The 10,831-nt window shown below is 64.8% G+C and carries 6 protein-coding genes; 2 read left to right on the forward strand and 4 right to left on the reverse strand.

The window, feature by feature from the left end; genetic code table 11:
- Window positions 1-848 precede the first annotated feature (848 nt).
- Window positions 849-1,397: a hypothetical protein gene (locus BXY53_RS13385; protein WP_119062521.1), complete on the forward strand. Its 549-nt coding sequence runs from the start codon at window positions 849-851 to the stop codon at window positions 1,395-1,397.
- A gap of 308 nt (window positions 1,398-1,705) precedes the next feature.
- Here BXY53_RS13385 and BXY53_RS13390 read toward each other — a convergent pair whose 3' ends face one another.
- The 3 genes from BXY53_RS13390 to BXY53_RS13400 all read right to left on the reverse strand — a co-directional run bounded on the left by BXY53_RS13390 (window position 1,706) and on the right by BXY53_RS13400 (window position 6,575).
- On the reverse strand, window positions 1,706-4,849 hold the full coding sequence (locus tag BXY53_RS13390) for an efflux RND transporter permease subunit (protein ID WP_119062523.1): 3,144 nt from the start codon (window positions 4,847-4,849) through the stop codon (window positions 1,706-1,708).
- Between the two features lie 10 nt (window positions 4,850-4,859).
- Window positions 4,860-6,014 (reverse strand): efflux RND transporter periplasmic adaptor subunit, encoded by a 1,155-nt coding sequence (locus tag BXY53_RS13395; protein WP_119062525.1) that lies wholly within the window; start codon window positions 6,012-6,014, stop codon window positions 4,860-4,862.
- Window positions 6,015-6,116: 102 nt separating this feature from the next.
- On the reverse strand, window positions 6,117-6,575 hold the full coding sequence (locus BXY53_RS13400; protein ID WP_119062527.1) for a GbsR/MarR family transcriptional regulator: 459 nt from the start codon (window positions 6,573-6,575) through the stop codon (window positions 6,117-6,119).
- A gap of 201 nt (window positions 6,576-6,776) precedes the next feature.
- On the opposite strand from BXY53_RS13400, the gene amaB reads away from it, so the two are divergent.
- Window positions 6,777-8,279, forward strand: coding sequence for an L-piperidine-6-carboxylate dehydrogenase (gene amaB, locus BXY53_RS13405; RefSeq protein WP_119062528.1), 1,503 nt, complete (start codon window positions 6,777-6,779; stop codon window positions 8,277-8,279).
- A 50-nt stretch (window positions 8,280-8,329) separates the two neighbouring features.
- Here the strand turns inward: amaB and BXY53_RS13410 are convergent, their stop codons facing one another.
- The gene (locus tag BXY53_RS13410; protein WP_119062529.1) at window positions 8,330-10,777 is read right to left on the reverse strand and encodes a GcvT family protein; all 2,448 of its coding nucleotides are present in this window, start codon (window positions 10,775-10,777) and stop codon (window positions 8,330-8,332) included.
- Between the last annotated feature and the right edge of the window lie 54 nt (window positions 10,778-10,831).

Here is a 10,831-nt window from a genome sequence, read left to right on the forward strand (position 1 = left end):
GGCGTCCGGGTTTGGGACTGATCCTGCGTCTGCGCCCCGAGAAATCGAAGGCCAGCAGATGAAGCGCACAATCTTGGAAGGGCGTTGGTGGCAAAAACAAACCCGGGGACCATCCGCCTGATGAACCCCGGGTCCGGACTTGGTAACGGCGGCATTTGCGGGGTCAATCTAGAGACCCAGAACGACCAGAAAAGTAAGGGCCACGACGAAAGCCATACCCACCTGATTGAAAGCCGGCTGTTCGGCCCACCATCCAACGAACTTCATTTCCCAGCTCCTCTTCATGGAAATTGACAGGACCATCCTGTCCCGACCTTCGTGGATATGGTTCGACCGACAAGCAAGCGGAATGGCTGCATATCTCTTATGCGGTAACAGCGACGATCACGCTGGAGCTGGACGCAGGTGGAAAAGAGACGCACCTCGCAGCGGCCTTTATAGCCGGAGGCTTTGATCCCACGCGCTTTTTCTGTTGGGCGAACGGACTTTGCCCGAACCGCTGCGGTCAGCCGTTCGGAGCGCAGCGCGGGGCGCCTTCATGCCACACCACGGTGCAACGCGTTAAAGCGCGCTGAGCGGCCGGCAAGCTGACGGCGCAACCCCACGGACCGCTCTATTCAGGGCACCCCGTCCGCCCTCGCCAAGGGACAGAACTGGACATGGCGATCCGCAGGCATCGGCCGCCCGCCAAAGCGTTGCCGAACGCGCCCTGCCCGATCGGCCGATCCGTATCGCCGGATCGGCCCCCGGTACAGTTCATGGACTGGAGATTGCCCCCAACCACTGCGAAGCTGGCAATTCCGTCCCGAGAGACGGCCGCCAAAAAAGCAAATAAGGGAGGACGGACTATGAGAAGAATCGCGACCGCCAGCATCGCCCTGGCGCTGACCGCGACGGCAGCCAGCGCGCAATCCGACGAGGCGAAGATCAAGGAAGCACTGAGCGCTGCCCCGCCCCAACTCCGCGACGAGGTCACGGTGCGCGATCTTGACGGAACGCTCCTGCGTCAAGGCGAGAGCAACTATGTCTGTATGCCCGGCCCGCAGGGCTTCGCCGGGCCGATGTGCCTGGATGAACCGTGGAGACAATGGTTCGAGGCCTACCAGAACCAGAAGGACTTCACCCCGGAGCGGATCGGCATTTCATACATGCTCGCCGGGGACGCACCCGGCGGCGGCGCGAGCAACAGTGCACCCTATGACAAGAAACCGACGCCGAATAACGACTGGGTCGTTGAGGGGCCACACGTGATGATCATCGTGCCTGACGACTCGATCCTTGAGGGCCTGCCCGTCACGCCGGACACGAACGGTCCCTATGTCATGTGGCCGGGCACGCCCTATGCTCACATAATGCTGCCCGTGGACCAGCGCCCCGAGCAGCGTCCGGTCAAGTAAATCGACCGAGCAGAGAGCCGCGAGCCGGGTGTTTCATGGAAATTCCCGGCTCCGGCTTTGCGGGGATCGTGCGTGCCGCGCCAGGGAACCGCATCGCTCCCTGCTGCGCGCGGCGCCCGCGACCCCTCTTCAAGAACGGATCTGCGCGGCACCCGGAATTTTGGACGGAGGTGATGGACCGGCAGGCTCGCAATACCCGCATCGTTGCACGACCTCCGTCATTCGCTGACATCCCGCGCAGTCTTGCGCTCAGGTGAACGCCCGCAGAAGCAGCCCGTACAACCCAAGGTGGCCAGACGCCGGCCAGCCTAAGCCGGCTGCCGCGCGTCCGCGCCGACACGCCCGCGGCGAAGCCGAACGCTCACACGCTCGCCCGCGACCAGAAGCGTCGGCGTCAGGATCAGCGTCAGGATGGTCGCGAAGACGAGCCCCCCGGCAATGGCGGCTGAGAGTTGCGTCCACCACTGTGTCGACGGCGCACCAAAGGCGATCTCGCGGCCGATCATGTCAACGTTCATCGCCAGCACCATCGGCATCAGCCCCAGCACCGTCGTGATGACCGTGAGCACCACCGGCCGCAGACGCTGAGCGCCAGTACGCAGCGCAGCTTCCAGCGGGTCGAGCCGGGCCCGGCGCCGCAGATCGTTGTAGGTGTCGATCAGCACGATATTGTTGTTCACGACGATGCCGGCCAGCGCGATCACGCCGATCCCCGCCATCACGACGCCGAAGGGCTCGCCCCGGATCAGCAGCCCGAGCAACACGCCGGCCGTGGACAGCACGATCGCGCTCATGACGAGAAGCGCCTGGAAGATGCTGTTGAACTGGGTGACGAGCAGGATCAGCATCAGACCGACCGCGGCGATAAACGCCTTGACCAGAAAGTCCATCGTCTCGGCGATGTCCTCGTTCTCGCCTTTGAAGGTCGCCTCGGTGCCGCGCGGCAGGGAAACCTCCGCCAGCGCCGCCTGCAGCTTCTGCACCTGGGTGTCAACGAGCAGTCCTTCCGCCACATCGGCTTCGACGGTCATCACGCGCTCGGCATCGACCCGGTCGATCGTTCCGGTTTTCGGCGCGGGCTCGAAGCGCACGAAATTGCCGATCGGGACCTGCCCGTTTGCCGTCGGGACCGTGAGCTGGTCGAGCTGTTCGAGGCTGCGCGCGCCGAAGGGGAAGCGCACGCGGATGTCAACCTCTTCATCAGTGTCGTCCGGCTGGTACTCGGCGACCTTCACGCCGTTGGTCACCATTTGCACGGCATAGCCCAGCAGCGAGATGTCCGCGCCGTAGCGCGCGGCCTCGGCCCGGTCGACCTCCAGCCGCCATTCCACCCCCGGCAACGGCCGGGAGTCGGTCACGTCCACGAAACCGCCGACCTCGCGCATGGCCTCACGCACGTGCGCCACCGCCTCCGGTAACTGCTCCGGCGCTTGCGTCGTCAACTCGATCTGCACCGGCTTGCCCTGCGATGGACCGCCCTGCTCCTCGCGGACCTGGATCTTCACGCCAGCGATGTCAGAAAGCTGCTCGCGCACCGCGGCAAGCACCTCCGCCGCTGGCGGCCGCGTGTCCCATTCGGTCAGTTCGAGCTGAATGACCCCAATCACGTCCTCGGCCATGTTGCGCCGGGACTGGCCACCGCCGATCGTCCGCGCATAGACGTTTTCAAAGACCGGGTTTCCGAGCAACCGCTCCTCGACCCGGCGCACGATATCGTCGCGCTCATGAATCGACAGGTTGCCGCGCGCCTGGATCTGAACCTGCGCGAAGTCAGGTTCCACATCGGGAAAGAACTCGATGCCCTTGCCCAGCGCGCCATAAAGCGCGTAGGCCCCGATCACCACCCCGATGACGGCAGCGATTGTGGAGGCGGGCCGCTTCGCCGAGGCACGCAGCACCCCGACATACCAGCCGGTGACGCCGCCGATCTTGCTCAGATCGCCCCCTTCCGCGGCCGCCATCACCGACGTACTGCTGGAGCGGCCGCCGCCGCGCAGAACCTTACCGATGACGGGGATGAACACGAGCGCCATCGCCAGCGAGGCAACCAGCGTCACGATCACCGTGATCGGCAGGTATTGCATGAACTCGCCGACGACGCCGGGCCAGAACAGCAGCGGAAAGAACACCGCCACCGTGGTCGCGATGCCAGCGGTGATGGGCCAGAACATCCGCTTGGCCGCCCCGGCGAATGCGGCGGCCCGAGGCTCGCCCTCGTCCATCTTCCGGTCCGCCAGCTCGACAACGACGATCGCGCCGTCAACGAGCATCCCGACAACCATGATGAGGCTGAAAAGCACCACGATGTTGAGCGTGAAGCCCATCGCGTCGAGGACAAGGATGCCGGCCAGGAACGCGCCGGGGATGGCGAGGCCGACGAGCAGGGCGGAGCGCAGCCCCAGCGCGGCGATCACGACGATCATGACGAGGACGATCGCGCTCATGACGTTGTTCTGCAGGTCACCGAGCAGGGTGCGCACATTCTCGGACTTGTCCTGGAGGTAGGCAACCTCGACGCCAGCGGGCCAGGTCTGGCGCATCTGCTCGATCGCCGCGCGGGATTGCGCGATGGTCTCGATGATGTTCGCGCCGACGCGCTTCTTGATCTCCAGCGCCAGCGCGGGCTGTCCCCCGACCCGGGCGAAGCCCTCCGGATCCTTGTAGGTGCGGCGCACGACCCCGACATCGCCGACGGTGACAACACGGTCGCCATCGACCTTGATCGGCATCTCGCGCACTTCTTCGAAGTTCTCGACGACGCCCGGAACCTTAAGTGCGATGCGGCCCGCACCCGTGTCGATGTTTCCGGCTGCGACGAGCTGGTTGTTGTTGGAAATGCGCTGCAGCACCTCTTCGTAGGAGAGGCCGTAGGTCTGCATGGTCGTGGGATCGAGCAGGACTTCGACGACGTCCTCACGGCTGCCGCCGATGTCCACCTCCAGCACGCCCGGCAAAGCCTCCAGCCGATCCTTCACCTCGCGCGACAACTCAACAAGCGTGCGCTCGGGGACGCTGCCGGAAAGCACCGCTGTCAGCACCGGGAATAGCGCGACGTTGACCTCCTGGACGCGCGGCTCTTCGGCGTCGGCGGGCAGTTCGGATTTCGCGATATCAACTTTCTCGCGCACGTCCTGGAGGGCGCGGTCGCTGTCGAAGCCGGCCTCGAATTCCAGCGTGATCGTCGCATAGTTCTCCGTCGCGGAAGCCCGCATCTCGTCCAGCCCCTCGATGGACTGGAGTTCCTTCTCCAGCGGGCGGACGAGCAGCCGCTCGGAATCCTCCGGCGAAATACCGTCCTGGTAGACCGAGATGTACATCGTCGGGATGGTGACGTCCGGCTCGGCCTCCTTCGGGATCGAGACATAAGCCATCGCGCCGGTCACCATCAGGGCCAGAAAGATGAGAATGACAGTGCGGGAGCGGTCGAATGCCGCGTCGAGAAATCTGCTCATGGCCGCGTCCTCAGCCCGCGCTGCCGGTGCTGACCACGTCGCCTGCCGCAGGGGCGTCGTCGAGAGGTGGTGAGTCCGGAGACGCCCCGTCTTCGAAGACAGGCTTGACTGTCTCTCCGGCGCGCACGAACCCCTGCCCCACGGTGATCACGCGGGCGGTTTCCGGCAGTCCGGCGACCCAGACGCCCTCTGGCGCGGCCTGAATGGGATCGACAGGGTGAAAGACCACCTTGTTCTCGGCGTTCACGGTCTTGACGCCCAGGCGTCCTTCCGTGTCGAGGCTGAAAATGGCGGGCGAGACGAAATGCGCCTGCACCACCTCGGTCGGGATGCGCAGCGTCGCGCTCATCCCGGCGCGGAAGGCGCGCGCGCCGTTCTCGACCTCCACCTCCACCCGGTAGGTCCGGGTTGACTCCGCCGCCACGGACGAAACGAGCGTGACGGTACCCGTCGCCTTCTGGCCGGTGATGAATTCGATGTCCGCGGAAGATCCTTCGCTGATCCGATTGACCTTCTGCTGCGGCACATGGGCGGTGATTTTCAGCGGATCGTCGTCGACCACGGTGGCGACCTGGTCGCCGACAGAAACGTAATCGCCCATCTCAACCGGTCGTGTTTCCAGCACGCCGGAGAACGGCGCCATGATACGCACATCCGAGATCTCGTCGCGGATTGCCGCAAGCCGGGCTTCGGCAGTGGCGAGCGCGGCTCTGGCTTCCTTCACACGGTTCTGCGCCTGAAAGCCCTTTTCGCCGAGACGCTGCGCGGCGGCGTATTCGCTCTTCCGCTGCGCCACCAGCGCCTTGGCTTCCTCCAGCCGCGCCTGGCGATCATCCATTGAGAGGGCGGCGATCTCTTCGCCTTGCGCGACGCGGATGCCACGCTCGCCCGCCAGTTCGACAATGCGCCCCGCGGTCTCGGCCCGCACGGTGGCGACGCGATCGGCTTCGGCCTGTCCCTGAAGCTCGACGAAGCGCGTGACGTCCTCGGCCGTCATTTCGCGGACCTGCACCTGCGTCAGCGCACGTTCTGCCGGCGCCTGCTCCGGCCCTGCCGTCTCAGCCTGATCGCGTGCGCCAATGATGCCGCTCGCCATCCAGGCGACAAGCGCACAGACGATCAGGATCGTGATCCACTGGGATTTCAGAATACGCAAAAGGTCCATTCCTACTGCTCCGGGCCGGTGCTGTGGCCGCCGATACTGTGATCGCCCTCGCGTGAAGGGCTATTGAACGAAATTGATCGACTCCTGCACGCGTCATGTCGTTCATCGTTGATCGTCAAAGCGCGCTACCAATTCCTCGAAAGTTTCGGCCAACGTCGCGTAAAACGCGCCGAGTTCGTCCAGCCGCTGCCGCCGCTCGTTGTCCTCGGGCGAGACCTCGGCCTTCGCATCGGCGACGACGCCCTGGGCCTTCTTGATACGTGCGACCGAACCTTCAAGCAGCCGCGCATAAGGCGCCTTTGCGAGCTGAAAATGATCCTGCCGACTTCCCTTGACCGTCACCCGTTCGATCACGCCGATCCGCTCCAGAAAACGCGTATTTGTGCTCACGCTCGCACGACTGATATCCAGGCGCTCGGCGATTTCGGAGAAGCTGAGCGGCCCGCCTTCGAGAACCATCAGGCCCATGATCCGTCCGGCAATGCGGGACAGACCGTCAGCTTCCGCGACGAGGCCCATACGGTCGACGAACCTATCCAGTTTGTCCTTCGCCAGTGTCATAACGGTACGGATTTGGGGCCGTTCTTATGTTCAGTCAAGATTGAACAGAACGAACGTTTTTGGCGCGTGGACATCGGCGTGCGGCGAAAGGCCCTGCGCAGCGCACTCCGCCAAGCGCAGCATTTCGTCTCACCGCCATCCCGGATAAGCTGGAAACATGGCGATCAATGGATTCGCGCGGTCAGCTCCGGGAGATTTGACATGACTTACGATTCCATCCTGCGCGCTTGCGGTTTTTCCGAAACCGAGCTCACCCGCGGCACTTTGTCCGTGACCACGCCCATCGACGGCTCCGAAATCGCCCGGCTGCACCAGCACAGCCCGGCCGAAGCCGAGACGATGATCGCCCGCGCCCATGACGCCTTTCTCAGATGGCGCGAGGTGCCGCCGCCGCGCCGGGGCGAGCTTGTGCGGCTGCTGGGCGAAGAGCTGCGCGCAGCGAAGGACGATCTCGGCGCGCTGGTCACGCTTGAATGCGGGAAGATTCTGCAGGAAGGCCTCGGCGAAGTGCAGGAGATGATCGACATCTGCGACTTCGCCCTGGGCCAGAGCCGGCAACTCCACGGGCTGACCATCGCCTCCGAGCGGCCCGGCCATTCGATGCGCGAGACTTGGCACCCGATGGGCGTGACCGGGGTGATTACCGCCTTCAACTTCCCGGTCGCGCCGTGGTCGTGGAATGCCGCGCTGGCGCTCGTCTGTGGCAACCCTGTCCTGTGGAAGCCATCGGAAAAGGCCCCACTGACCGCGCTGGCGGTCCAGAAGATCTGCGAGCGGGCGATGGCGCGGTTCGGCGCTGACGCCCCCGAGGGGCTCACCCAGGTGATGGTCGGCGGACGCGAGCTTGGCGAGACATTGGCGAGCAGCCGCAACGTCCCGATCGTGTCGGCGACTGGTTCGGTGCCGATGGGCCGCGCGGTGTCGTCGACGGTCGCGCAGCGGCTCGGACGCTGCATCCTGGAGCTGGGCGGGAACAACGGCGCCATCGTCGCGCCTTCGGCCGATCTGGAACTGGCGCTGCGCGCGATCGTGTTCGCGGCTGTGGGTACGGCGGGCCAGCGCTGCACGACCCTGCGCCGACTGGTTGTGCACGAAAGCATCTACGACCAGTTGCTGCCGCGCCTGGTCAAAGCCTACGAGAGCCTGCCGATCGGTGATCCGCTTGAGGACGGGGTGCTGGTCGGACCGCTGATCGAACAGTCGGCTGTCGCAGCGATGGATCGCGCGCTCGAGCAGGCGCGCGCCGATGGCGGCATCATCCACGGCGGCGGCCGAGTCCACACCAACGCGTACCCGAACGCCGCTTATGTGCAGCCTGCCATCGTGGAGATGCCCGACCAGACCGAGATCGTCCGCGAGGAGACTTTCGCGCCAATCCTTTACACGATGAAATATCAGCGTTTCGAGGACGCGATCGCGCTTCACAATGGCGTACCGCAGGGGCTTTCGTCCTCGATTTTCTCCACGGATGTGCGCGAGACCGAAGCGTTCCTGTCTGCAACCGGCTCCGACTGCGGCATCGCCAATGTCAATATCGGCCCGTCAGGCGCGGAGATCGGCGGGGCGTTCGGCGGCGAGAAAGACACGGGCGGCGGTCGCGAAAGCGGCTCCGACGCATGGAAGGGCTACATGCGGCGGCAGACGGGCACGGTGAACTATTCGCAAGAGTTGCCGCTGGCGCAGGGAATCAAGTTCGAGATCTGATCGCTAGGCTCCGTCACGGCCGCCACGGGGTTCGGGTGCGAGCGCAGCTTTTACAGGTGCATGCGCTCGGCCTTCGGATCATACATCGGCTTCAAGGACGCCTCGGCGGGCACGCGCGCGCCGGCAATCTCGATCTCGTAGGTCGAGGAGAGCAGGTCGGCTTCGCTCTCCCCCGCGCAGGGCACATAGCCAAGGCCGATCGCGCCGCCGAGAGAGTGGCCATAGTTGCCCGAGGTGATCGTCGAGACGATCTGCCCGTCCCGGACAACGGCCTCGTTGTGGAACAGCAGCGGTTCCGGGTCCTTCAGCCGAAACTGCATCATGCGCCGCGTCAGTCCCGCCTCGCGCTTGCGCAGCACAGCATCACGCCCGATAAACTCGCCCTTGCGCGTCTTCACGGCGAAGCCCAGCCCGGCTTCCAGCACATGGTCCTCGTCGGTGATGTCATGGCCGAAATGGCGGAAGCCCTTCTCGATCCGGCAGGAATCGAGCGCATGAAGCCCGCAGAGCTTGAGGCCGAACGGCTCCCCCGCTTCTTCCAGAGCCTCAAACACATGGGCGGCCTGATCCGCCGAGACGTAAATCTCCCAGCCGAGTTCGCCGACATAACTTACCCGGTGCGCGCGGGCGAGACCCATGCCGATCTCCATTTCCCGCGCCGTGCCGAAGGGGAAGGAGTCGTTGGAAAAATCGTTGGGGCTGACCTGCTGGATCAGATCGCGGGACTTCGGCCCCATGAGCGCCAGAACGGCCTCGGATGCCGTCATATCGGTGATGACAACGAATTCCTCCGGGTCCAGGTGCTTGCGCATCCATGCAAGGTCACGCTGGAGCGTCGCCGCCGGCACGACCGCAAGAAACGCCGTGTCCGACAGCCGCGTCACGGTCAGATCGCTTGCGATGCCGCCCCGCGAGTTGAGCATCTGCGTGTAGACGATCCGGCCCGGCGCGACGTCGATCTGGTTGGCGCAAACCCGCTGCAGGAAAGCGAGCGCATCCCCTCCCTCGATCCTGATCTTGCCGAACGAGGTGAGATCGAGCAGGCCGACGCCGTGCCGGACGGCCAGGTGCTCGTCGCGCTGGTTCTCGAACCAGTTCTGCCGCCCCCAGGAATAACGGTACTCGCGCTCCTGCCCCGGCCTGGCGAACCAGTTGGCTCGCTCCCAGCCGGCGACCTCCCCGAAGACCGCGCCCCTGGCCTTGAGATGCTCATGCAAGGGCGAGCGCCGCACGCCGCGCGCGGTCGTCATCTGCCGATAGGGGAAATGATCCGCGTAGAGCAGGCCGAGCGTTTCAGTGACACGCTCTCGAAGATACCGCCGGTTCTTCTGGAATGGCTGTGCACGGCGGATGTCGACCTCCCAAAGATCGAAGGGCGGCTGGCCGTCATTCATCCACTGAGCCAGCGCCCAGCCGGCTCCACCCGAGGAGGCGATGCCGATCGAGTTGAATCCCGCGGCAACCCAGTAGCCGCGAAGCTCCGGCGCTTCGCCGAGGTAATAGCGGTCATCCGGCGTGAAGCTCTCCGGGCCGTTGAAGAAGGTGTGGATGCCCGCAGTTTCGAGCATGGGCATGCGCCCAACAGCCATCTCAAGGATCGGCTCGAAATGCGCGAAATCCTCCGGCAATTCATCGAAGCAGAAATCCTCGGGAATGCCGTCCATGCCCCACGGCTTGGCCTTCGGCTCGAACGCGCCGAGCAGCATTTTGCCGGCATCCTCCTTGTAGTAGGCGCATTCATCCGGCACGCGCAGGACCGGCAGCGCCGGCAGACCCTCGATCGCTTCGGTGACGATGTAGAAATGCTCGCAGGCGTGGAGCGGCAGGGTGACGCCGGACTGCGCGGCGAGATCGCGGCCCCACATGCCGCCGCAGTTGACAACGAGGTCCGTCTCGATGGTCCCCAGTGCATCGCCCTCTGCCCATGAGACGCCGCTCACCCGGCCATGACGGCTGTGCACGGCCGTGACTTTGACGTTCTCGAAGATTTTGGCGCCACCATTGCGGGCCCCCTTGGCCAGCGCCATCGCGAGGCTGGCGGGGTCGCACTGACCATCGCCGGGGAGGTGCACCGCACCCTTGACGTCCGAAATGTTCAGGTAGGGGTACATGTCCTTGACCGCCGACGGCGACAGTTCATCGACCTCGACATCAAAGGCGCGCGCCATCGTCGCCTGGCGGTAGATTTCCTCCTTGCGTTCGTCGGTGAGAGCAACGGTGATCGAGCCGTTCTGCCGCATCCCGGTCGCCAGGCCGGTCTCGGCTTCGAGTTGCGTGTACAGGTCAGCGGAATACTTGGCCAGCCGGGTCATGTTTTCAGACGCGCGTAACTGCCCGACGAGGCCGGCGGCATGCCAGGTCGTGCCGGATGTGAGCTGTTTGCGCTCCAGGAGCACGACGTCGGTCCAGCCCAGCTTGGTCAGGTGATAAGCGACCGAGCAGCCGGAAACGCCGCCACCAATGATGACGACACGGGCTTTGGACGGAAGTTCATGCATGACACAGCCTTTCGGTTTGCCGCCGTGAGGCGGCGCGGCACGACAATCGGCTCA

The organism is Dichotomicrobium thermohalophilum (assembly GCF_003550175.1).
Taxonomy (GTDB): Bacteria; Pseudomonadota; Alphaproteobacteria; order Rhizobiales; family Rhodomicrobiaceae; genus Dichotomicrobium; species Dichotomicrobium thermohalophilum.

Coding starts and splice junctions, on each gene's coding strand:
- BXY53_RS13410 (WP_119062529.1), bottom strand. CDS start 10,777: ATGCATGAACTTCCGTCCAAAGCCCGTGTCGTCATCATTGGTGGCGGC.
- amaB (WP_119062528.1), top strand. CDS start 6,777: ATGACTTACGATTCCATCCTGCGCGCTTGCGGTTTTTCCGAAACCGAG.
- BXY53_RS13400 (WP_119062527.1), bottom strand. CDS start 6,575: ATGACACTGGCGAAGGACAAACTGGATAGGTTCGTCGACCGTATGGGC.
- BXY53_RS13390 (WP_119062523.1), bottom strand. CDS start 4,849: ATGAGCAGATTTCTCGACGCGGCATTCGACCGCTCCCGCACTGTCATT.
- BXY53_RS13385 (WP_119062521.1), top strand. CDS start 849: ATGAGAAGAATCGCGACCGCCAGCATCGCCCTGGCGCTGACCGCGACG.
- BXY53_RS13395 (WP_119062525.1), bottom strand. CDS start 6,014: ATGGACCTTTTGCGTATTCTGAAATCCCAGTGGATCACGATCCTGATC.